Below are 22,586 nucleotides of genomic sequence, written 5' to 3' on the forward strand. Positions count from 1 at the left end.
ACGAAAATGGCAAAGGATACAACGTTTGAAATTCGGGCCGGTCATGGCCAGCAGTTGGGTGCGAATTATGACGGGAAGGGCGTTAACTTCGCGCTGTTCTCCGCTCACGCTGAGCGGGTGGAACTCTGTCTGTTCGATCCGTCCGGGAAAACCGAAATCGCCCGGCTGGAACTGCCGGAATATACCCATGAGGTCTGGCACGGCTATGTGCCCGACCTGAAGCCTGGGGCGCTGTATGGCTATCGCGTCTACGGCCCCTACGACCCGGAAAACGGTCATCGCTTCAACCCGCATAAGCTGCTTATCGACCCCTACGCCCGCGAACTGGTGGGTGACATCGACTGGAACGACGCCCATTTCGGCTATGAGCTGGGGCATGACGAGCTGGATTTGAGCTTTGACACGCGGGACAGCGCGCCGTTCACGCCGAAATGCAGGGTCATTGACCCGGATGCCTCTGACTGGCAGGACAACAACCGGCCGAACGTGCCCTGGCCGCATACCGTTGTTTATGAGAGCCACGTGAAAGGCTTTACCCAGATGAACCCGGCCATTCCGCCCGAGCTGCGCGGCACGTTTGAAGGCATGGGGCATAAAGCCTCGGTCGACTATATAAAAAGCCTCGGCATTACCTCGGTGGAGCTGCTGCCGGTTCACTGGTTCCCGGACGATCAGCACCTGCTCGAGCGCGGCCTGAAGAACTTTTGGGGCTATAACACGCTCGGCTTTTTTGCTCCGGCGTCGCGCTACTACGGCCCGGCGGGGATTCAGGGCTTTCGCGACATGGTGCGCGCCTATCATGACGCGGGCATCGAGGTGATTCTGGACGTGGTGTACAACCACACGGCGGAAGGGAACGAGCTTGGCCCGACGCTCTCGTTTAAGGGGATTGATAATTACAGCTATTACCGCACGCTCCCGGACCAGCACCGGTATTACATCAACGACACCGGGACGGGAAATACGGTCAACACCTCGCATCCGCGCGTGCTGCAGATGGTGATGGACTCCCTGCGCTACTGGGCGGAATCGATGCACATTGACGGTTTTCGTTTCGACCTGGGGACGATTCTGGGCCGCGAGCCCGAAGGGTTTGACCCGCGCGGCGGTTTTTTTGACGCCATGACTCAGGATCCGGTCTTATCCCGACTCAAGCTGATTGGTGAACCCTGGGATATCGGTCCCGGCGGCTATCAGGTGGGCGGATTCCCGCCGGGCTGGGGGGAGTGGAACGACAAATACCGCGACACCGTTCGCGAGTACTGGAAGGGGGACAACGTCTCCACGGACTTTGCCGCGCGACTGCTCGGCTCCGGCGATCTGTACGATCTGCGCGGCCGTCGTCCGTGGGCCAGCGTCAACTTCATCACCGCCCATGACGGCTTTACGCTGAATGACCTGGTGTCGTACAACGAAAAGCATAACGCCGACAACGGCGAGGACAATAACGACGGGCATAACGATAACCGTTCTTATAACTATGGCGAGGAGGGGCCAACCGAAAATCCGGACATCATCGCCACCCGGGAGCGGCAGAAGCGTAACTTCCTGACCACGCTGCTGTTCTCCCACGGTACGCCGATGCTGCTGGCCGGGGATGAGTTTGGCCGCACGCAGAAGGGCAACAATAACGGCTACTGTCAGGACAGTGAGATCTCATGGATCGACTGGAAAGGGCTATCCGAAAATGACGCCGCGCTGCGCGAGTTCACCCAGCGGTTGATTGCCCTGCGCGCGCAGCAGCCGCTGCTGCGTCGTGAGAGCTGGCGCGACGGGCTGGAGATCCGCTGGTTCAATGCCGGAGGCGGTCCGCAGCAGGCCGAGCAGTGGGACGAAGGCTCGACGCTTGGGGTCTCCATCAGCAGGCCGGATCTTCGGCAGGAGGACGGTATCTGGCACGACGTGCTGATGCTGTTCAACCCGTTTGAAGGCACCGTGCCGTTCCAGATCCCGCAGTTTGGCGAAGGGGGATGGGTGCTGGAGCTGTCTACGGCGGATGACGCTGCCACCGGGACAGCGATCACCGAAACCGTAGAATATGAACTGGCCGGTCGCAGCATTACGCTGTTCCGACGACCTTAGTTACAGTGACGCCGCCGCCCGGGCGGCGGTGTCATACAGGGAGGAGATCGTGCGTAACAGCTGCGCGGTCTCGCCAATCGACTTCCCGGCAATGCCGCTCTCCGCGTGGATCGCAATCAGACACGCTTCCCGCACGTCCCGGTATTTCATGCACAGCGCTTTCCCTTCCTCCGTGGTAGAGAAAAAGAGCTCTTTACCCGCTTTCTCGCTCGTCACGTAGCCTGCTTTGACCAGCTTTTTCAGGGCATAGGTCACCACGTGGGTATCTTCCACGTTGAGGACGAAGCAGATATCGGCCAGCTTTTTCTTGCGGTCGCGGTGGTTCACGTGATGCAGCAGCGAAACGTCAAAGGCGCCCATATCGGGCTCGCCGGCTGCCGTCATGCAGCGCACCATCCATTTGTTAAACGCGTTGCTGGTCATGATCAGCGCATATTCCAGCTCTGATAACTCCGCGCAGCGCTCGGATACCAGGTGGCGGGAAGAGACGATCCGGCCATCGTTGATATCGTCGCGATCGGGTGAAGCACTCTTTTCTGAGGTCATAACGTTCCTTAGCCAGAAATGTAAACTCATCGATAAAATAAGAACATTTTATTGATAATTTGTTTACATGTTTTTGAGGTTCAGATATAGCTTTTTAGCGCAGGTTTTGCGAAGCCTGCCAACAAAACACAACATCGCTCGCCGCAAATTAAAAAAATAGCCGTCGGCGCGCAACGCTCACTTTCGATAGGGTAAACGTTATGGACGGTACTACGCTGCTGCCGCTGATCGGGATACCGATCGTGGTTATTGGTTTTGCACTGCGCTTCAACCCGCTGCTGGTGGTCGTGGTGGCGGGGCTGGCGACGGGTCTGCTGGTCGGTATGGATTTCGGCATGCTGCTGGAGACCTTCGGCGAGAAGTTCGTCAATAGCCGATCGCTGGCCACCTTCATCCTGATCCTGCCGGTGATTGGCCTGCTGGAATATTACGGGCTTAAAGAGCGCGCCCAGGCCTGGGTGGCGAAGATCGCCAGCGCCACCTCAGCGCGTATTCTGATGCTCTATTTTGTCGCCCGTGAAGGTACCGCCGCGCTGGGTCTGATGTCGCTGGGCGGTCACGCGCAGACGGTGCGCCCGCTGCTGGCGCCGATGGCCGAAGGGGCGGCGCTGAATGAATATGGCGAGCTGCCGCAGCACATTCGCGACAAAATCAAAGCCCATGCCGCCGCGTGCGACAACATCGCGGTTTTCTTTGGGGAAGATATCTTTATTGCCTTCGGGGCGGTGCTGCTGATCGACGCGTTCCTGAAAGAGAATGGTATCCAGGGCATTGAACCGCTGCATATCGGCCTGTGGGCCATTCCAACCGCCATTGCGGCATTGATTATTCATATGACGCGCCTGCTGCGCCTCGATGCAAGTATCCGTCGCGACGTGATGGCCTGGCGTGCAGAGCAGGGTACGCAGGAGGCCGCGCAATGATGACGCTTATCACCATTAACCGCGTGTACTACCTGATTGGCTTTGTCGTGATGCTGCTGGTTGTGATGACCCTGCGCGATCGCGCCAATCCGAAGCGTTTTACCACCGCGCTGTTCTGGTTCTTGTTTGGCGGGATCTTCCTGTTTGGCGATCTGATGGTGCAGGAGCTGGGGAAATCGCTGGCGTACCGGATTATCGGCGGTGGCGTTATCGTTATCGCGCTGCTGGCGGGTTTTGGTCTCGTCGGGAAAGGGCACTATAAAATGTCGACCGAGGAGGAGCGCGTCGCGTCGTCAAACCGTCTTAAAAACTGGCTGTTCCTGCCCGCGCTGATGATCCCGGTGGTGACGGTGCTGGGCACGTTATTCCTGAAGGGCGTTTCGGTCGGCGGCGTGTTTCTGCTCGATCAGAAGCAGCTCACCCTGGCGGCGCTTTGCGTGGCCTGCGTCGCGGCGATCCTCACCGGCTGGTGGCTGACCAAAGGCACGCCGCTGCATGCCGTTCGTCAGTCCCGTCGTCTTGTCGATACTATCGGCTGGGCGGTGATCCTGCCGCAGATGCTGGCCATGCTCGGCGGCGTGTTCGTGGTGGCTAACACGGGCGACTCGGTACAGAAGGTGGTGAGCCTGTTTGTGAACCCGGATAGCCGCTTCATGCTGGTGGTGATTTACTGTGTGGGTATGGCGCTGTTTACCATGATTATGGGTAATGCCTTTGCGGCCTTCCCGGTATTAAGTGCCGGTATCGCCTTGCCGTTTCTGATCAACGTGCATCACGGCAACCCTGCGCCGCTGCTGGCAATTGGCATGTACGCAGGCTACTGCGGCACGCTGATGACGCCGATGGCCGCGAACTTCAATATCGTTCCCGCCGCGCTGCTGGAGCTGAAAGACAAATATCAGGTGATCAAGATCCAGATCCCGACCGCGTTAACCTTGCTGGTGGTGAACGTGTTCTTAATGTATTTCCTCGTGTTTCGCTAAGGAGCTGTTATGGAATTAACGCAACATCAGGCCGACGCGTTTGCCCGCATGCCTTTGACCTATTTGCGCCAGGAATACCCGAACCACATCATGCACCTGCTGAATGATGATGGTGACGTTCTGCCGCCCCGCGAACTGCACCCGATTTTCTACGGCTGTTTCGACTGGCACTCGGCGGTGCACGGCTACTGGCTGCTGCTGCGCTGCGTGCGCCTCTATCCGGAATTACCGTGCCGGGACGCGATCGTCGCGCTTTTTGACGAGCACATGACCGAAGAGAACGTGGCGAAGGAGCTGGCCTATTTCACCGCGCCGTTCCGCGCCTCGTTTGAGCGCCCGTATGGTTACGGCTGGCTGCTGGCGCTGGCCCAGGAGCTGAAACAGTCGTCGCTGTCCCAGGCCGCAGGCTGGTACCGGACGCTGGAGCCGCTCACCCAGGATATTCGCAACCGGCTGATGGATTATCTTGCTAAGCTGACCTATCCGATCCGCGTCGGGACGCACTACAACACGGCGTTTGCTCTCGCGCTGGCGCTCGATTACGGTCGCGTCGTGGGAGACAAGGCGCTTGAACAGGCGATTCTGGCGGCAGCGGAGCGGTTTTATCTCGCCGACACGCGCTATCCGGCTCATTATGAGCCCGGCGGAGACGAGTATATTTCCGGCGCGCTGACGGAGGCGCTGCTGATGAGCAAAGTGTCTGAAGACTTCCCGGCCTGGTTTGATGCGTTTCTGCCGGAGGTGAGTGCCGTTACGGCACTGATGAACCCGGCGGAGGTGAGCGACCGTACCGATCCGAAAATTGCCCATCTGGACGGGTTAAACCTCAGCCGCGCGTGGTGTATGAAGCACATTGCGAAAGCGCTTCCTGCCAGCCACCCGGCGCAACCGGCGTTGCGCGAGGCGGTGACGAAACACCTGGCCGCCAGCGTCGGGCATGTGGTCGGCAGCCACTATAGCGGCGGGCACTGGCTGGCGAGCTTTGCGCTGCTGGCGCTGGAGTAAACAAACGAGTCGTCTTTCTTGCCGGGTGGCGCTGCGCTTACCCGGCCTACATTGTGCAACGCTTGCCTGTAGACCGTGCAGGGCAGCCTAAATTTCTTTGATTTTTAATGCGATTAATACCTTAGTTGGATATTTTTCCGCCATTTCTCTGGAAACAGATATCTTTTTTACCATCGCAAAAGTGTACGATACGCGGCCATATACCCACAATGGATGGATGGTTAATGTGGCTGTTATACCTTTGTTACCTAAAGAAGGAATCGCACTTGTGTTGGCAAACATGAGGATTGCAAGAGCGCATGGTATGAGTAGAAACATGGCTATCCCTACAACCTATCTTTGGTTTTATCAAAAAGTAAGAAATAAGGGGCCGTGGGATTACAAGCAGGGACACCCTGAGTTAGCAAATTTTGGGAACTTCAATTATGGTTCGGCTGGTTATGCCGCCGGGATACCATCAAAAACGCTATTGATGGGGGCTGGATGGGCGCAGGAAAGAGCTAAAACCTCCAAAAAGAAATGGGGGCACTGGTATCAAAAACCGCCTTATGGGGATGATCCTCACGATCAGTTTTGGATAAGGCAAGGTATAGAATATGCAAAGAAATACGGTTATTAAACGGTTTCATTTCTTACTCACAACGATTCTATTGCTCGTTGTTTGTGGGTTTCTGACATATCAATACTATTTTAATGCACCTCCTCACGATAGTTTTGTCAGCAAACAGAAACTCTCTGATACCGTCACACTGTACATAACTAAGTATGATAATGGGGGCGCTACGGTGTCGGGTGTTTACCGCTTCTACTTAGATAAAGACAACAGCGGGAACATTATGAAAGCCCTTGAAGATCGATCACCATTCCTTGAAGCCAACACAAGCAATGTTACTGCTTCAGCTTATGGGAGCACGGTAAATGTAAAAATCACTGGCAAGGTTTATTCATTCACTAATTCTGATCTGTTCTATGCAGATGGTGTAGCGATCATGCCTGTAATTAACCTCATAGCCAATGGAATAAGAGATTAATCAAAATAAGGAGTTATAGAAATGGCTGTACCAGTACACCTCTTTTTGAAAGACGATGGCGGAGCAATGATCCGTGGCGGTTCTGATGTTGCAGACCGTGAAGGAAGTATAGAGCTCAGGGATCTGATTCATAACCTGAGCATTCCAACAGATGATGCAACGGGTAAACTTACAGGTACAAGGCAACACTCAGCGTTCAGTTTAACAAAAGCAATTGATTCATCTTCACCCTATCTATATAAAGCAGTCGCTACAGGTCAGACGCTTCATAGTGCTGAATTAAAGTTCTACCACATCAATGATGCTGGTCAGGAAGTGGAATACTTCAACATCCTTATGGAAGATGTGAAAGTCATTTCAATAACTCCAATAATGCATGATACAAGAGATTGTCCCGGTACAGGTCACATGGAAAATGTATCTTTGCGATATGCAAAAATCACATGGAAAATTCTGGACGGAAATATTCAGTACACTGATGCGTGGAACGAACGCCCTACAGCCTATGCGTAAAAACGAGCAGCGCCTCTCGGCGCTGCAATAGTTTACGCTGATGCCCGAACCGCAGGGCGCAGCCTGCTCAGGCTAAATAAGACCGATCCCGTTGAGGCAATCACCGCAATCCACAGCGCCAGATGCACGGCCCGGTCATCAAGCGTTTGATGACCTGACCCTGTAGTCACAGCCAGCAAAACTCCCACCACGGCGGCGCCGAGACACTGGCCGAATGTCCTCACAATCGACAACACGCCGGAGGCATAGCTGGCATATTCCCGCGCGACGTTAGAGAGCATTTCCCGGTTATTGGGGCTCTGGAAGCAGCCAAATCCAATACCGCATACCAGACTGCGCAGGCAGATATTCCACACGGAAGGATTCTCCGGCAACGTGGCCAGCAGGACCAACCCACCGACAAAAATCACCAGCCCGAGGGTCGAGATCAGTGGCGCGGAGATCGTATCCGCCCAGCGACCCGCGTGCGGTGCAATCAGCACGATGCCAATCGGCCACGGCGTGAACAGCAGCGCCGACACCACCGGGCTGTAGCCATACACGCTCTGAAACAGGAACGGCAGCGCGACGAACGTGATCCCCTGGCTCACAAACGACGCCAGCGAGGTCAGCGCGGCGAGGGTGAAGCGCCCGTTTCTGAACATCACCGGCGGCAGTAACGGATGTTGTGCGCGCCGAATCCGCCAGGTAAAGGCGAAGGCGCCGACCAGCGCGAGAACGCCCCAGCAGACGGCCTCCTGGTTAATGTGTTGCTTCACGTGCTGAAGGCTGTCGGCCAGCATGATCGCTGAACCTAACAGGACGGCGGAGAGCACGGCGCCCGGCGCATCAAAGGGAGTGCGGTCAGCGGCCGATTCCCGCGGCAAGGCCCGCCACGCCAGCAGCAGGGCGATGCTGCCCGGAATAAGGTTAATGGCGAACAGCCATTGCCAGCTCAGGGCGTCCAGTATTGTTCCGCCGAGTACCGGGGCAATCGCCGTGCTGGAGGCGATAAGCAGGGCGTGCAACCCCAGAATGCGGCCCAGCAGCCGACCCGGAAAAACGGAGCGCAGGATAGCCGGGGCGATGCTCAGGGTCGCCGCACCGCCGATGCCCTGCAGAATACGCATCGCGGTTAACATTTCCGGCGTTGTTGCCAGCGCGCAGCCGAGCGAGGTGAGCGTAAAGGTGGCAAGCCCGGCAAGAAATACCGGGCGATAGCCCACGCGCGCCGCAAGCGCCGCGAAGATGGCCAACGTCATCGCCGCTGACAGCAGATAACCGTTGGCGAACCAGACCGCAACGTTCGCAGGGACCTGCATCGCTCTTGCCATGGAGGGGAGCGCGATGTTGATCATGGTACCGTCAAAAACGCCCATCAGCGTGGTGGTCATAACGGCGGCCAGGACCCTGGCGCGTTCATGCCCGGGTAAACCTTCATCGCCGGGCAGGTTGGTAAATAGCGTCATCGTCGTTACTCCGGATAAGAATCGTGATGACGAAACTATAATCATGCGGTATACAAGGCGGAAGACGCAGCATTTGCACTTAATCATTGCACGTAACGCCACATCTGAGGAGGCATCGTGTCCGATCCTGACTTTAACCTTCTGGTTGCGCTCGACGTTCTGCTGGCAGAAGCCAGCGTGGCGGGCGCGGCGAGACGTTTGAGCCTGAGCACCTCCGCCATGAGCCGCACCCTGAGCCGGCTGCGGGAGGTGACCGGTGATCCGATCCTCGTGCGGGCCGGTCGTCATATGGTGCTGACGCCCTGGGCCGAAGCCACCCGGGACCGCGCCAGAAGCGCCGTGCACGAGGCGAGGGCGGTGCTGCAGCCCTCCACCGACACGCTGAAGGTGGAAAGCCTTGAACGGCTGTTCACCATCCGGGCCAACGACGGTTTTGTAGTGGCGTTTGGGCCTCTGCTGATTGCTGCGGTGGCGAGCGTCGCGCCCGGGGTGTGCATCCGCTTCTCACCGAAACCGGAAAAAACGTCGCGCTACTTGCGTGAGGGGCTGGTCGACCTGGAGATCGGCGTGCAGGGTAACATGGGGCCTGAAATACGGCTGCAAAGGCTCTTTCAGGATCGGTTTGTTGGCGCGGTGCGTAAGGGGCATCCGCTGTCAGAGCAGCCGGAGGTCAGCCTGAGTGAGTATGTCGCCTGGGGGCATGTGGTGGCCTCGCCGGACGGATCGCTGCACGGGTTTGTCGATGAGGCGCTGGCGGAGCGCGGGATGAAGCGCAAGGTCGCCAGCGTGGTGCCTGGATTCCCGACGGCGTTATCCGTGGCGCTGGCGTCCGATCTGATTGCCATGGTGCCGGCGTTATATCTGCTCAATCAGGCGATGACCGAGCGCGTGCACGTATTTGAACTGCCCTTTAAGACCCGGACCATAACGGTTTCACAGATGTGGCATCCGCGCATGGAGAGGGACCCGGCGCACCGGTGGCTCAGGGAAAAGGTCCTTGAGGTGTGCCGCGCTGTTTGCTGACGCTCAGATCACTTTCCCCGGCACGGTGAGGATGAAACGCGTCGACACCGCATCCGATTCCACGCGGACTTTACCCTGATGTGCCGTGACGATGGACTTCACGATGGCAAGCCCAATGCCGCTGCCTTCGCCTTTACGCTGCCTGGACGGATCGACGCGATAAAAACGGTCAAACAGCTTCGGCAGATGCGCCGCTGGGATCGGCGTGCCGGGGTTTTCTGTCACCAGCTCAACGTCGTTATCCTGTTTTCGCAGTGAGACCGTCACCGTTTTGCCCGCTGGCGTATAGCGCAGGGCGTTGGATAACAGATTATTTATGGCCCTTCTGAACATCTGCGGATCGCCTTCTATCAGGCAGGGCATCCCGTTAAACTTCAGCGCGATGTGACGTTCTTCCGCCCAGGCTTCGAAGAAATCAAACACTTTCATGACCTCGGCGCTTAAATCAAACATCACCCGGTCAGGGATGAGCTGATTGTTATCCGCCTGCGCCAGGAAAAGCATGTCGCTGACCATGCGGGTCATCCGGTTGTACTCTTCCAGGCTGGAGTACAACACATCCTCCAGCTCCTTCGGAGTGCGGTTCTGACTCAGCGCGATTTCCGTTTGCGTCACCAGGTTGGTGATGGGGGTTCTGATTTCGTGCGCGATGTCGGCGGAAAAGTTAGCCTGACGGGTAAAGACATCTTCAATCTTTTCGATCATCTGGTTGAAGGAGATGACCAGCTGCTCCAGCTCAACGGGTACGCGGGACGGCTCCAGTCGTGCATCAAGATTTTCAGAGGTGATGTTTTTTATGGCGTTGCTGACGTTACGCAGAGGCAAATGTCCCTGGCGCACCGCGATGCGAATGACAAGGATAATCAGCAGGCTGATAACCGCCGCAATCGCCAGGAGATTCTTTTTCAGCGCCTCAAGATAGTGGAGATGAAAATTAATGGAGAGCCCGATCAGCATGACGTAGTCCTGGGTTTTTCCCTGCAGCGTTGCCGTGCCTGAAGAGGCGATAATCCGGTAGGTTTCCATTTTCATGTCGGACCCGGCGTGCATGGGGTTGGCCGGGTCTTCTACCGTCCAGAGAAACACATCCTGTGCGCGACGGTGTTCGCTAAAGTTCGCCGTGTTCATTGCCGGGCGCAAAGCCGCCCCTTGCGCTGAGGTGAACAGGGTATTGCCCTGCGGATCAAGAAGCAGGACGGCCACGTTGCGGTAGCTGGCGATCGACTCTTTAATCTTGCTGATTTTCTTTTGATCGGGATCGGCCGGTGATTGCAGTATGCGGTGCATCGCAGTGCTGATTTGCTGCAGATCGCTGATATCCTGCTCGGCGAAATGCTTTTCAACGGAATGGAGCATAAACCAGGTAAAGGCGAAAAAGGCCAGTATAGTGGAGAGACTGATAAGAAAGGTCAGCCGTAGAGCAAGAGAAAAGGGGCGCCGGGGAAGCTTAACGTGCATCCGGCACCTCCAGCATATAGCCCACGCCGCGCACCGTCTGGATCAGCTTCGGTTCAAAATCGTTATCGATTTTCGCGCGCAGCCGCTTTACCGCCACGTCAATCGCGTTTGTGTCGCTGTCAAAATTCATGTCCCACACCTGGGAGGCAATCAGGGAGCGGGGAAGCACTTCTCCCTGATGGCGCATGAAAAACTCCAGCAGGCTGAACTCTTTGCTGGTTAACAGGATGCGACTTCCGGCCCGGCTGACCTTTCTCGACACGAGGTCAACCGTCAGGTCCGCCACCTGAAGCTGGCTTTCCGCGATCACCGTATTTCCGCGTCTTAACAGCGTCCTTACCCTGGCGAGCAGCTCGGCAAAGGCGAAAGGCTTAATCAGATAATCATCCGCGCCCAGCTCCAGCCCTTTAACCCGATGTTCAATCGTACCGAGAGCCGTAAGTAACAGAATGGGCATCCCTTTGCCCGCAGAGCGGAGCATACGGACAATGTCCCAGCCGTTCACATCGGGCAGCATGATATCCAGAATCAGCAGATCGTATTCAGCGGTCATGGCGAGATGGTAGCCGTTCAGGCCATTATCCGCGTGGTCTACGACAAACCCCGCTTCAGTCAGCCCCTTACACAGGTACTCACCGGTTTTCATTTCGTCTTCGACGATCAGTATTTTCATCATGCTCCCCAGAATGGCCGCTGATGACATTCTATGGTGCCCGCGACCGTTCACAATGACTTACGTTAAAAATGACAACATTGTCATTATCCTGTCACCCGTCAAACAGGATGTGTTCCGTAGAGTAGCCCTAAAAATACTCTGGACTTCATCTGGACCGTTATGTTCCTGTTAAAACGACTAAGCATCAGTACGGTATTTATCCTGGCAGGCTGCGTCTCGCTGGCCCCCGACTATCAGCGCCCGGCGTCACCGGTACCTCAGCAATTTTCACTCTCGCGCAACGGTCTGACGCCCGCGGTGGCGGGTTATCAGGACACCGGCTGGCGCACCTTTTTTGCCGACCCGCAGGTAGCGGAGCTGATTACGGAAGCCCTGAATAACAATCGCGATGTAAAAATGGCCGCCCTGAAGGTTGAAGAGGCGCGGGCGCAGTTCAACGTGACGGATGCAGACCGTTATCCTCAGCTGAATGCGTCTTCGGGTATCACGTACAGCGGCGGGCTTAAAAGTGACAAACCCACCACGCAGCAGTACGACGCGGGCCTTGCGCTTAGCTATGAACTCGACTTCTTCGGCAAGCTGAGGAACATGAGCGAGGCTGACCGACAAAACTATTTCGCCAGCGAAGAGGCCCGGCGCGCGGTGCATATCCTGCTCGTCTCTAACGTTTCCCAGAGCTATTTCAACCAGCAACTGGCGTATAAACAGCTGCGTATTGCGCGGGAAACGCTGACAAATTACCAGCAGTCTTCTGCGTTCGTTGAGCAGCAGCTGGTGACGGGCAGTACGAACGTCCTGGCGCTGGAGCAGGCCCGGGGACAGATCGAAAGCACGCAGGCAGATATTGCCAAACGAGAGGGAGAGCTGGCGCAGGCCAATAATGCCCTGCAGCTGGTCCTCGGCACGTATCGCGCGCTCCCGGGCGACAGCGGCATGAATGCCGGCGATGTCGCGCCGGTAAAACTGCCTCCCCATCTTTCCTCAGCGATACTGTTACAGCGCCCGGATATTATGGAGGCGGAGTACCAGCTTAAAGCGGCCGATGCGAATATCGGCGCCGCGCGTGCCGCCTTTTTCCCGTCCATATCACTAACCAGCGGGCTTTCCACAGGTAGTACGGAATTATCCAGCCTGTTCACGTCAGGGAGCGGGATGTGGAATTTTATTCCTAAAATCGAAATTCCCATTTTCAATGCGGGCAGGAATAAGGCCAACCTGAAGCTGGCTGAAATTCGCCAGCAGCAGTCGGTTGTTAATTACGAACAAAAAATTCAGTCCGCCTTCAAACAGGTTGCCGACGCGCTCGCGCTGCGGGACAGCATTAACCAGCAGCTTGCTGCGCAACAGCGGTATCTTGATTCGCTACGCATCACCCTGCAGCGGGCCAGAGGGTTATATTCCAGCGGGGCGGTCAGCTATATCGAAGTGCTTGACGCGGAACGTTCTCTTTTCTCCACGCAGCAAAATATTCTCGACCTTATTTATGCCCGGCAGGTTAATGAAATTAATCTTTTCACCGCGCTCGGCGGCGGTTGGGTCGAATAACGTTATTTAATTAAACAGGAAAATAAACATGCGCAATTCACTTAAGGCTGTTGTATTCGGTGCGATCTCTATTGTGTTTTCTGCTGGCCTCCAGGCTGAAGTTCATCAGCACGAGGGGATGAGTGCTGCCAGCGAAGGGAGCTCAGAGCAGCTCATCACCGGGACCGGTATCGTGAAGGACATTGATCTCACGAATAAAAAAGTCACGATTTCTCATGAGGCCATCCCTGCGATTGGCTGGCCCGCGATGACCATGCGTTTCACCTTTATTCAGGCCGATGAGAGCATCAACGCCTTAAAAGTCGGCAGTCACGTTGATTTTTCATTTGTTCAGCAGGGCAATATCTCTTTACTGAAGAGCATTAAATAGCGAGATACGGCATGGCCTCATTAAAAATAAAATATGCTGCCATGATAGTCAGCAGCCTGATTGCGGGAGGGCTGATATCCGTGACGGCATGGCAGGCTTTTCATTCGTCTGAAAAAACAGAAAACAGCGTCTCTGAAAGAAAGGTGCTTTTCTGGTATGACCCGATGAAGCCTGACGTGAAATTCGATAAGCCCGGTAAATCGCCGTTTATGGATATGGATCTGGTGCCTAAATATGCGGACGAAAATGACGATAAAAGCGGCACCGGAATACGTATCGACCCGACACAGGTTCAGAATCTGGGATTAAAAACGCAAAAGGTGACGCGCGGAACGCTGAATTATGCCCAGACGATCCCGGCCAACGTCAGCTATAACGACTATCAGTTTGTCATTGTGCAGGCGCGTGCGGAAGGGTTCGTGGAGAAAGTGTATCCGCTGACGACGGGCGATAAGGTGAAGAAAGGCACGCCGCTGATTGATATTACCATTCCGGACTGGGTCGAAGCGCAGAGCGAGTTTCTGCTGCTATCCGGCACCGGTGGAACGCCAACGCAAATAAAAGGTGTGCTGGAGCGTCTTCGCCTGGCCGGAATGCCGGATGACGATATTCAGAGGCTGCGTGCGACCCGAACGATCCAGACCCGGTTTACCATCAAGGCGCCTATCGACGGGGTGATAACGGCCTTTGACCTGCGTACCGGGATGAATATTTCCAAAGATAAGGTGGTGGCGCAAATTCAGGGAATGGATCCGGTCTGGATCAGCGCGGCAGTACCTGAATCCATCGCTTATCTGCTGAAAGATACCTCGCAGTTTGCTGTTTCCATACCGGCTTATCCGGATAAATCCTTCCCGGTTGAAAAGTGGAGTCTTCTGCCGAGCGTGGATCAAACCACCCGTACGCTGCAGGTGCGCCTGCAGGTCTCCAACAAGGATGAACTGCTGAAACCGGGCATGAATGCGTACCTGAAGCTAAATACCCAAAGCCAGGAAATGCTGCTGATCCCCTCCCAGGCCGTAATCGATACCGGCAAAGAACAGCGCGTTATTACCGTTGATGCGGACGGGAAATTTGTGCCGAAAAGGATCCACGTTCTGCATGAAGCTCAGCAGCAGTCCGGCATTGGTAGCGGACTGGAAGAGGGAGAGTCGGTAGTGGTCAGCGGTCTGTTCCTGATTGACTCGGAGGCCAATATTACCGGCGCGCTGGAGCGCATGCGTCACGCTGAAACGGCTGACGGCGCGCATTCTGGCCATTAAGGAGACGATGATGATTGAATGGATTATCCGGCGGTCAGTCGCCAACCGTTTCCTGGTCATGATGGGGGCGCTCTTCCTCAGCGTCTGGGGGACATGGACCATCATCAACACCCCGGTCGATGCCTTGCCCGATCTGTCTGACGTTCAGGTGATTATCAAAACCAGCTATCCCGGCCAGGCTCCGCAGATTGTTGAAAACCAGGTGACCTATCCACTCACCACCACCATGCTGTCGGTTCCCGGCGCAAAGACCGTGCGCGGTTTTTCGCAGTTTGGTGATTCGTATGTCTATGTCATTTTTGAAGACGGTACCGATTTGTACTGGGCCCGTTCGCGCGTGCTGGAGTATCTGAACCAGGTTCAGGGCAAACTCCCTGCCGGTGTGAGCTCAGAGATCGGCCCTGATGCCACGGGCGTGGGCTGGATATTTGAGTATGCGCTGGTGGATCGCAGCGGAAAACACGATCTCGCCGAGTTACGCTCGTTGCAGGACTGGTTCCTGAAATTTGAACTGAAAACGATCCCGAACGTGGCTGAAGTGGCCTCCGTCGGCGGCGTGGTGAAGCAGTATCAGATCCAGGTCAATCCGTTAAAACTGGCTCAGTACGGCATTAGTCTGCCGGAGGTTAAGCAGGCCCTTGAGTCGTCTAACCAGGAGGCAGGGGGATCGTCAGTTGAAATGGCGGAAGCGGAGTATATGGTCCGGGCCAGCGGTTATCTGCAGACGATGGACGATTTCAATAACATCGTCCTGAAAACCGGCGAGAACGGGGTACCGATTTACCTTCGTGATGTTGCCCGCGTACAAACGGGGCCGGAAATGCGGCGCGGTATTGCCGAGCTTAACGGGCAGGGTGAAGTGGCGGGCGGCGTGGTGATCCTGCGTTCGGGTAAAAACGCGCGCGAGGTCATTACGGCGGTGAAAGATAAGCTGGAGACGCTGAAGGCCAGCCTGCCGGAAGGTGTTGAGATTGTGACTACCTACGATCGCAGCCAGCTCATCGATCGGGCAATCGACAACCTGAGTTCTAAGCTGCTCGAAGAATTTATCGTGGTGGCCATCGTCTGCGCCCTGTTCCTGTGGCACGTTCGCTCGGCGCTGGTGGCGATTATCTCTCTGCCGCTTGGCCTGTGTATTGCCTTTATCGTCATGCATTTCCAGGGACTGAACGCCAATATCATGTCGCTGGGAGGCATTGCCATTGCCGTCGGCGCGATGGTGGATGCCGCTATCGTGATGATTGAAAACGCGCACAAACGGCTGGAAGAGTGGGATCACCAGCATCCGGGAGAGCAGATTGATAACGCTACGCGCTGGAAGGTGATCACCAACGCCTCTGTCGAGGTTGGCCCCGCGCTGTTTATCAGCCTGCTGATTATCACCTTATCCTTCATTCCTATCTTTACCCTTGAGGGTCAGGAAGGGCGGCTGTTTGGTCCGCTGGCCTTCACGAAAACGTACGCCATGGCGGGCGCGGCCGCGCTGGCCATCATTGTTATCCCCATCCTGATGGGATTCTGGATCCGGGGTAAAATTCCCGCTGAGACCAGTAACCCATTGAACCGGCTACTGATTAAAGCCTATCATCCGCTACTGATTCGTGTGCTCCACTGGCCTAAAACAACCCTGCTGGTTGCGGCCTTATCCATCTTCACGGTGATCTGGCCCCTGAGCCAGGTGGGCGGCGAGTTCCTGCCAAAGATAAATGAAGGTGACCTGCTGTATATGCCGTCAACATTGCCGGGCGTCTCTCCGGCTGAAGCTGCCGCGCTGTTACAGACAACGGACAAGCTCATCAAAACCGTACCTGAAGTGGCCTCGGTGTTTGGCAAAACCGGCAAGGCCGAAACGGCAACGGATTCCGCTCCGCTCGAAATGGTGGAGACCACTATTCAGCTCAAGCCTGAGGATCAGTGGCGGCCCGGCATGACCATTGACAAGATCGTTGATGAGCTAGACAAGACCGTTCGTTTGCCGGGCCTGGCGAACCTCTGGGTTCCGCCCATTCGTAACCGGATAGACATGCTTTCGACCGGGATCAAAAGCCCCATCGGTATCAAAGTGTCAGGTACCGTTCTGTCGGATATTGACGCCACGGCCCAGAGCATTGAGGCGGTAGCCAAAACGGTGCCGGGCGTGGTGTCTGCCCTGGCTGAACGTCTGGAGGGCGGGCGCTACATCGATGTTGATATCAACCGGGAAAAAGCCTCCCGCTACGGGATGACGGTGGGTGATGTGCAGCTGTTCGTCTCCTCGGCCATCGGTGGGGCGACGGTGGGTGAAACGGTGGAAGGCGTCGCCCGATACCCGATTAATATTCGCTATCCTCAGGACTACCGGAACAGCCCGAGCGCGTTGAAGCAGATGCCTCTCCTCACGCCGATGAAACAGCAGATCACGCTGGGCGATGTGGCGGATATCAACGTGGTTTCCGGCCCCACGATGCTAAAAACGGAGAATGCCCGACCTGCGAGCTGGATTTATATCGATGCCCGCGGCAGGGATATGGTGTCGGTGGTGAACGACATTAAAATGGCTATCAGTCAGAACGTAAAGCTGAGACCGGGTACCAGCGTCTCATTCTCTGGACAGTTTGAACTGCTCGAACACGCCAACAAGAAACTGAAGCTGATGGTGCCGATGACGGTGATGATCATCTTCATTCTGCTGTATCTGGCGTTCCGTCGCGTGGATGAAGCGTTGCTGATCCTGATGAGTCTGCCGTTCGCCCTGGTCGGAGGAATATGGTTCCTCTACTGGCAGGGCTTCCATATGTCTGTGGCAACCGGCACCGGTTTTATCGCTCTGGCCGGGGTAGCGGCAGAATTTGGGGTGGTCATGCTGATGTATTTGCGTCATGCCATTGAAGCACACCCGGCGTTATCCCATCGGGAAACGTTCACCGAACAGGGGCTAGATGACGCTCTTTATCATGGCGCGGTGCTGCGCGTGCGGCCAAAGGCGATGACCGTCGCGGTGATTATTGCCGGTCTGCTGCCCATTATGTGGGGTACCGGTGCCGGGTCAGAAGTCATGAGCCGGATAGCGGCGCCCATGATTGGCGGCATGATCACGGCACCGCTGCTATCGCTGTTTATTATTCCGGCGGCGTATAAGTTAATTTGGCTGCGCAGGCATAAAAAACACATTTGATGAACATAAAGGACACTGAAAGGTGTCCTTTTTTTATTCTGCGCTGAACTGAAGGGGGAGGGAGATCGCCTCTGACAGAATTGTCATCAGCCCGTCACGCGGTAAACAGGGGCTGCTTTTTATAATTAAATCATAAATAAGGCCCCATATGTCTGGCACTTTAACTTCGGAGATACAACCATGAAAAAGATCCTTTTATCTGTTATTGCCATCCTGGCGGTTTCTGCATCCAGCTGGGCTGCAGAGACCAACAACCGTGAACAGGCAGCAATGTCTCATGACATGATGCAATGCAACACATCGGATTCGAGCCAGGGCATGGCGGAAATGCATAAGGAGATGATCAAAACCCGTCCATGCGGTACTAACGAAACAGCGACGTCGTTTTCCGCGATGAATGAACACGAGAAAGCGGCGATTGCACACGAGACGGCGAATAACGGCCAGTCTTCGGTCAGCCATCAGCAGCAGGCGCAACAACATCGTCGCCAGATGACAGAGAATTAATCCGCTGCTTAGCCGGCAGGGAATGTCGCCTTTACGCTCCCTGTTCGGTCTGCCCGCGTTAAACCATTATTATTTTGATAAAACTGATTATTACTTTGATAAAAACGGCGCTGCACGGGAATCATTCTCACGCAGCGCCGCTTTTGATGGACACATTTCACTCAACGGCGCGGCTTTTACGCGTGCACAATCACAAAAACGAACCCTGATGCTCACCTCGTTGATCTCTGGCACAAATCTTGGATTTGTACGTAGCGATGGGCTTTTCCCGTGGCTACTTACAGGATTGATAATAAGGGGAGCATTATGTGTGCTTTGCGTTCAGCGTCGCCAGGACGCGTGGATGGATTGGCGAAAGTCAAAGGAACCGCCCTATATGGCGATGATATTACACTGCCGGATATGCTCTACGGCGTTTGTCGCTATGCGGATATTCCCGCAGGAAAAATCGACGAGCTGGATCTTAGCGACGCGTTGGCGGTAGACGGCGTGGTGAGGATTGCCACCTGGCAGGATATTCCCGGCACGCCGGTGGTGGGCATTATCGTTAAAGATTACCTGCCGATAGTTAAAGACGAGGTGGTCTTTCACGGCGACGTCATCGCCGTTGTCGCAGCGACCACCTATGAGGCGGCATGCGAAGCGGCCGACAAAATCCACGTGCGCTACACGCCGTATGCGCCGCTCACCGACGTGGAAGCGGCGCTGGCGCCCAGTGCACGGCGAATTCACCCTGAGCGCGACGACAATATTGCCGCGCATCACCACACCATTAAAGGCGATATCGAAAAGGGATTTGCCGACTCCCGGCATATCCTTGAACGCGAATATGAGGTCGGCTTCCAGGAACACGCCTATATTGAACCGGAAGTGGTACTGACCTGGCTGGATCCTACTGACGGCAGCCTGATTATTTCCGGCTCTATTCAGAACCCGCACCGGGTGCGCGGCTTCGTGGCCAAATTTATGGGCTGCCCGCAGAGCCACATCAACGTCAAACGCGCGGTCATGGGTGGTTCATTTGGCGGTAAGGATGACGTGATTGATCATCTTGCCTGCCGCTCGGCGCTTCTGACGCGCTTGACCGGGAAGCCGATCAAGTTCGCCTATACCCGCGAACAGTCCATTATTGAAAGCTGCAAACGCCACCCCTACAAAATGAAATACAAAGTAGGGTTGAACGACGCCGGACGTATCCAGGCAATGAAAATCGATATTCTGGCCGACAGCGGCGGCTATGCGGCCTCATCGCCGTTTGTCACCTGGCGATCTTCCGTACAGGCAGCTGGCCCGTACGCGATCCCCAACGTTCATATCGATGTCAAGGCGGTGTACACCAATAACAGCTATACCTCCGCGATGCGCGGTTTTGGCTCGCCGCAGGTGGTTTATGCTAATGAATCATTGATGGATGAAATCGCTGAATATCTCAATATCTCACCGGTTGAAATTCGTGAAATCAATGCATTACGTCAGGGCGATACGTCCGTGACTGGCCAGGTTTTTGATCAGCATACGGTGTCGGCACATGAGGTGCTGAAAAAGGCGGCGGCCTCGGCGGAATTTATGGCCAAACGTAATCATTACCACGTCCTGAATGAGCAAGGCGGCGTGTATCGCTATGGCATTGGGCTGGCGCTCAGCTATCGCGGTTGCTCCATTGGCGCGGAAGGGGTTGATACCTCAACGGCGCTGATTCAGGTCAACGAAGATGGCAGCATTAATCTCTCTACGTCGGTATCGGAAAACGGTCAGGGCCTGCAAACCACGATGTCGCTTATCGCCGCTGAAGCTTTCGGGATAACGATGACCGACATCCACTTCAGCGAACCGCCCACCTCTGTGATTGGCGACGGCGGCTCGACCGCCGCCACGCGCGGGACCATGGTCGGCGGCGGGGCGATTCTGGATGCCGCGGAGAAAATTAAGCGGCGCATTCTGAGCGTGGTGGGTGAGACCATCGGCGCGACATGCCTTGAAGACACCTGCTGGCAGGACGGTTTTATCATCAATAAACAGGATGATAGCCAGCGCATAGCGTTTAAAGATGCGGTCAATAAAACCAAATGGGCCAGCGTCAGCCTCACCGAGTACGGCTGGTTTGTGCCGCCGCCGATCCACTGGGATGAAGAAAAAGGCTGCGGCAGCCCGTATTTCACCTGGGTTTATGGCTGCCAGATCGCGGAAGTGCGGGTCAACACCAGCACCGGTAAGACCGACCTGCTGCACGTTACCGCCGCGCATGACGTGGGCCAGGTGCTGAACCCGGTCGGCTTTGAAGGCCAGGTATGCGGCGGCATCGCACAGGGCTTTGGCTACGCGCTGCTGGAAGATTTTAATATTGAACATGGGCAGGTGAAGTCCGAGAACTTTGACAGCTACCTGCTGCCGACCATCAAGGATATTCCCTCTATTACGGTGATCGGGGTGGAAAACCCGGATAAAGCGGGCCCGCTGGGGGCGAAAGGCATTGGCGAACCGGCCACCGAACTGGCGGCAGCCGCCATCAACAACGCCGTAAGCTTTGCGCTGGGCACGCGTTATAGCCAACTGCCGCTGACGCTGGAGCAGGTGATTCTCGGCTATAACCTGAAAAAACCGGCGCGCCAGAGCGAGCTGATGATTGAGCAGGAGAACAAAAAGCAGGTGCTGCGGCTTACCGACGTCACGGTGACGCGGCCGAAGAGTCTGGATGAGGCGCTGGCACTGCTGAGAAGTGACGGTGTCACCGCAATTGCGGGCGGTACAGATGTCATCGTGCAGGGGCGTCTGCAAACCAAACCGGTGAGGCTGGTTGATATCTCCCGCCTCAGCGAGCTGACCGGTATAACGGAAGATCCGCAAAGCCATGACGTGTCCATCGGCGCGGCGGTCACCTTCAACCGTATTACCGACCATCCGATGCTGCGCGAACGCTACCCGCTGCTGGTGCAGGCCTGCCATACGGTCGGTTCTCATCAGATCCGTAACCGCGCCACCATCGGCGGCAATATCGTCAACGCCGCGCCGTGCGGCGACTCGATTCCGCCATCGATTCTTTACGATGCCAGCATCGAACTGCGTTCCCACACCGCCGTCCGCCGCATGTCGCTGGCCGAGTTTCTGCTCTCGGGCTACAAAACGCAACGCCAGCCGGATGAGCTGCTCACTCGCGTGATTCTCCCGGCTCCGGCGCACCCTAAAGCGAAGGGGTTTTACCATCAATTGGGGCGGCGAAACGCGCTGAACATTACCCGTCAGAGCTTAACCGCGCTGCTGGAGTTCGCTGCTGACGGTACCGTCAGCTACTGTCGGCTGGTCGACGGCGCGTTGTTCAGCAAACCGCAGCGTCTGCTTGACGTTGAGCGCTGTCTGCTGGGGCAGCGCATCACGCCGCAAACCATTGATAGCGCCTGCGAGGTGCTGGACAAGCTGATTTATGCCGCCATCGGCAAACGCTGGTCCGCCGCCTATAAGCAGCCGGTTTTTGTCAGCATGTTCCGCGACATGATGGCGCAGGCATCCGCTCAATAATCAGTGAAAGCAGGGCGCCTGGCGCCCTGTCGAGGACAAAACAATGAGTATCATTAAAGTGAAGGTTAACGGCAAACTGGTAGAAGCCAAAGTTGAAGGCAATATGCGTCTGCTGGATTTGGTTCGCAACACGCTGAAGTTAACCGCAACGAAAGAGGGCTGTTCTATCGGTGAATGCGGCGCCTGTACGGTGATGATGGACGGCAAAGCGGTCTGTTCCTGTCTGGTGCTGGCGGAACAGTGCGATGAAGCGGAAATCAACACCCTGGAAGGGCTAAACGACAACCCAATTACGCAAAAACTACAGCATGCTTTTGTGGAGAGAGGCGGCGTACAGTGCGGCTTCTGCACGCCGGGCGTGCTGGTCAGTACGACCGCGCTGCTGCAGGAAGTGCCACAGCCGAGTGACGAACAATTGAAAGATGTTCTGGAGGGGAATATCTGTCGCTGCACTGGCTACCAGCCGATTCTTGATTCTATCCACCACGCGTTAAAGTCATAACGCGATGATGGCGCGCCGGGGAGGTTCAGACCTCCCCAGCAGCGC

19 protein-coding genes are annotated in these 22,586 nt (G+C 55.9%); 15 read left to right on the forward strand and 4 right to left on the reverse strand.

Annotated features, from left to right (window positions below; genetic code table 11):
• The first annotated feature begins 6 nt into the window (after positions 1 to 6).
• Complete coding sequence (gene glgX, locus P349_RS14935; RefSeq protein WP_032647292.1) at positions 7 to 2,082, forward strand: glycogen debranching protein GlgX; 2,076 nt, start codon at positions 7 to 9, stop codon at positions 2,080 to 2,082.
• On the opposite strand, the gene P349_RS14930 is transcribed toward glgX, so the two are convergent.
• The gene (locus tag P349_RS14930) at positions 2,083 to 2,628 is read right to left on the reverse strand and encodes a winged helix DNA-binding protein (protein ID WP_024908533.1); all 546 of its coding nucleotides are present in this window, start codon (positions 2,626 to 2,628) and stop codon (positions 2,083 to 2,085) included.
• A gap of 200 nt (positions 2,629 to 2,828) precedes the next feature.
• Between P349_RS14930 and P349_RS14925 the strand changes: the two genes are divergently transcribed.
• The 6 genes from P349_RS14925 (at position 2,829) to P349_RS14910 (ending at position 7,083) form a co-directional block, all read left to right on the forward strand.
• The gene (locus P349_RS14925) at positions 2,829 to 3,551 is read left to right on the forward strand and encodes a DUF969 domain-containing protein (protein ID WP_008501655.1); all 723 of its coding nucleotides are present in this window, start codon (positions 2,829 to 2,831) and stop codon (positions 3,549 to 3,551) included.
• Entirely contained in the window at positions 3,548 to 4,534 is a 987-nt protein-coding gene (locus P349_RS14920; protein WP_023344166.1) for a DUF979 domain-containing protein, read from the forward strand. Before P349_RS14925 ends, P349_RS14920 begins: the two co-directional genes overlap by 4 nt.
• 9 nt (positions 4,535 to 4,543) lie before the next feature.
• Positions 4,544 to 5,539, forward strand: a complete 996-nt coding sequence (locus tag P349_RS14915; protein ID WP_032647290.1) for a DUF2891 domain-containing protein — start codon at positions 4,544 to 4,546, stop codon at positions 5,537 to 5,539.
• A 97-nt stretch (positions 5,540 to 5,636) separates the two neighbouring features.
• The gene (locus P349_RS26795; RefSeq protein ID WP_238550726.1) at positions 5,637 to 6,158 is read left to right on the forward strand and encodes a polymorphic toxin type 44 domain-containing protein; all 522 of its coding nucleotides are present in this window, start codon (positions 5,637 to 5,639) and stop codon (positions 6,156 to 6,158) included.
• Positions 6,136 to 6,570, forward strand: a complete 435-nt coding sequence (locus P349_RS0124310) for a hypothetical protein (protein WP_032647288.1) — start codon at positions 6,136 to 6,138, stop codon at positions 6,568 to 6,570. The genes P349_RS26795 and P349_RS0124310 overlap by 23 nt, the downstream gene beginning before the upstream one ends.
• A gap of 21 nt (positions 6,571 to 6,591) precedes the next feature.
• Positions 6,592 to 7,083, forward strand: coding sequence for an Hcp family type VI secretion system effector (locus P349_RS14910; RefSeq protein ID WP_032647285.1), 492 nt, complete (start codon positions 6,592 to 6,594; stop codon positions 7,081 to 7,083).
• A gap of 32 nt (positions 7,084 to 7,115) precedes the next feature.
• On the opposite strand, the gene P349_RS14905 is transcribed toward P349_RS14910, so the two are convergent.
• Positions 7,116 to 8,531, reverse strand: a complete 1,416-nt coding sequence (locus tag P349_RS14905) for an MFS transporter (protein WP_032647283.1) — start codon at positions 8,529 to 8,531, stop codon at positions 7,116 to 7,118.
• Positions 8,532 to 8,648: 117 nt separating this feature from the next.
• Here P349_RS14905 and P349_RS14900 point away from each other — a divergent pair, with 117 nt between their 5' ends.
• Positions 8,649 to 9,554, forward strand: coding sequence for a LysR family transcriptional regulator (locus P349_RS14900; RefSeq protein ID WP_032647282.1), 906 nt, complete (start codon positions 8,649 to 8,651; stop codon positions 9,552 to 9,554).
• A 3-nt stretch (positions 9,555 to 9,557) separates the two neighbouring features.
• On the opposite strand, the gene P349_RS14895 is transcribed toward P349_RS14900, so the two are convergent.
• Positions 9,558 to 11,012 (reverse strand): Cu(+)/Ag(+) sensor histidine kinase, encoded by a 1,455-nt coding sequence (locus P349_RS14895; protein ID WP_032647280.1) that lies wholly within the window; start codon positions 11,010 to 11,012, stop codon positions 9,558 to 9,560.
• The gene (locus P349_RS14890) at positions 11,002 to 11,685 is read right to left on the reverse strand and encodes a copper/silver response regulator transcription factor (protein ID WP_024908527.1); all 684 of its coding nucleotides are present in this window, start codon (positions 11,683 to 11,685) and stop codon (positions 11,002 to 11,004) included. The genes P349_RS14895 and P349_RS14890 overlap by 11 nt, the downstream gene beginning before the upstream one ends.
• 162 nt (positions 11,686 to 11,847) lie before the next feature.
• Here P349_RS14890 and P349_RS14885 point away from each other — a divergent pair, with 162 nt between their 5' ends.
• From P349_RS14885 to P349_RS14855, 7 genes are all read left to right on the forward strand, one after another.
• Entirely contained in the window at positions 11,848 to 13,233 is a 1,386-nt protein-coding gene (locus tag P349_RS14885; RefSeq protein WP_032647278.1) for an efflux transporter outer membrane subunit, read from the forward strand.
• 28 nt (positions 13,234 to 13,261) lie between these two features.
• Positions 13,262 to 13,603, forward strand: a complete 342-nt coding sequence (gene cusF / locus P349_RS14880; RefSeq protein ID WP_024908525.1) for a cation efflux system protein CusF — start codon at positions 13,262 to 13,264, stop codon at positions 13,601 to 13,603.
• A gap of 11 nt (positions 13,604 to 13,614) precedes the next feature.
• Positions 13,615 to 14,865, forward strand: a complete 1,251-nt coding sequence (locus P349_RS14875; RefSeq protein ID WP_032647276.1) for an efflux RND transporter periplasmic adaptor subunit — start codon at positions 13,615 to 13,617, stop codon at positions 14,863 to 14,865.
• Between the two features lie 10 nt (positions 14,866 to 14,875).
• Complete coding sequence (gene silA / locus P349_RS14870; RefSeq protein WP_032647275.1) at positions 14,876 to 18,019, forward strand: Cu(+)/Ag(+) efflux RND transporter permease subunit SilA; 3,144 nt, start codon at positions 14,876 to 14,878, stop codon at positions 18,017 to 18,019.
• Positions 18,020 to 18,199: 180 nt separating this feature from the next.
• Positions 18,200 to 18,526, forward strand: coding sequence for a hypothetical protein (locus P349_RS14865; protein ID WP_032647273.1), 327 nt, complete (start codon positions 18,200 to 18,202; stop codon positions 18,524 to 18,526).
• Between the two features lie 306 nt (positions 18,527 to 18,832).
• Positions 18,833 to 22,039, forward strand: a complete 3,207-nt coding sequence (locus P349_RS14860) for a molybdopterin cofactor-binding domain-containing protein (RefSeq protein ID WP_032647271.1) — start codon at positions 18,833 to 18,835, stop codon at positions 22,037 to 22,039.
• A gap of 43 nt (positions 22,040 to 22,082) precedes the next feature.
• Positions 22,083 to 22,541, forward strand: coding sequence for a (2Fe-2S)-binding protein (locus P349_RS14855; protein ID WP_032647269.1), 459 nt, complete (start codon positions 22,083 to 22,085; stop codon positions 22,539 to 22,541).
• Positions 22,542 to 22,586: the final 45 nt, after the last annotated feature.

Origin of the sequence: Enterobacter sp. DC4, from assembly GCF_000568095.1 — a bacterium.
Lineage (GTDB): Bacteria > Pseudomonadota > Gammaproteobacteria > Enterobacterales > Enterobacteriaceae > Enterobacter > Enterobacter pseudoroggenkampii.

Bases quoted from the DNA above. Each gene is read 5' to 3' on its own strand.
- silA (WP_032647275.1), top strand. From the start codon at position 14,876: ATGATTGAATGGATTATCCGGCGGTCAGTCGCCAACCGTTTCCTGGTC.
- P349_RS14875 (WP_032647276.1), top strand. From the start codon at position 13,615: ATGGCCTCATTAAAAATAAAATATGCTGCCATGATAGTCAGCAGCCTG.
- P349_RS14905 (WP_032647283.1), bottom strand. From the start codon at position 8,531: ATGACGCTATTTACCAACCTGCCCGGCGATGAAGGTTTACCCGGGCAT.
- P349_RS14895 (WP_032647280.1), bottom strand. From the start codon at position 11,012: ATGCACGTTAAGCTTCCCCGGCGCCCCTTTTCTCTTGCTCTACGGCTG.
- cusF (WP_024908525.1), top strand. From the start codon at position 13,262: ATGCGCAATTCACTTAAGGCTGTTGTATTCGGTGCGATCTCTATTGTG.
- P349_RS14920 (WP_023344166.1), top strand. From the start codon at position 3,548: ATGATGACGCTTATCACCATTAACCGCGTGTACTACCTGATTGGCTTT.
- P349_RS0124310 (WP_032647288.1), top strand. From the start codon at position 6,136: ATGCAAAGAAATACGGTTATTAAACGGTTTCATTTCTTACTCACAACG.
- P349_RS14915 (WP_032647290.1), top strand. From the start codon at position 4,544: ATGGAATTAACGCAACATCAGGCCGACGCGTTTGCCCGCATGCCTTTG.
- P349_RS14865 (WP_032647273.1), top strand. From the start codon at position 18,200: ATGAAAAAGATCCTTTTATCTGTTATTGCCATCCTGGCGGTTTCTGCA.
- P349_RS14890 (WP_024908527.1), bottom strand. From the start codon at position 11,685: ATGAAAATACTGATCGTCGAAGACGAAATGAAAACCGGTGAGTACCTG.
- glgX (WP_032647292.1), top strand. From the start codon at position 7: ATGGCAAAGGATACAACGTTTGAAATTCGGGCCGGTCATGGCCAGCAG.
- P349_RS14910 (WP_032647285.1), top strand. From the start codon at position 6,592: ATGGCTGTACCAGTACACCTCTTTTTGAAAGACGATGGCGGAGCAATG.
- P349_RS14855 (WP_032647269.1), top strand. From the start codon at position 22,083: ATGAGTATCATTAAAGTGAAGGTTAACGGCAAACTGGTAGAAGCCAAA.
- P349_RS14925 (WP_008501655.1), top strand. From the start codon at position 2,829: ATGGACGGTACTACGCTGCTGCCGCTGATCGGGATACCGATCGTGGTT.
- P349_RS14885 (WP_032647278.1), top strand. From the start codon at position 11,848: ATGTTCCTGTTAAAACGACTAAGCATCAGTACGGTATTTATCCTGGCA.
- P349_RS14860 (WP_032647271.1), top strand. From the start codon at position 18,833: ATGTGTGCTTTGCGTTCAGCGTCGCCAGGACGCGTGGATGGATTGGCG.
- P349_RS14930 (WP_024908533.1), bottom strand. From the start codon at position 2,628: ATGACCTCAGAAAAGAGTGCTTCACCCGATCGCGACGATATCAACGAT.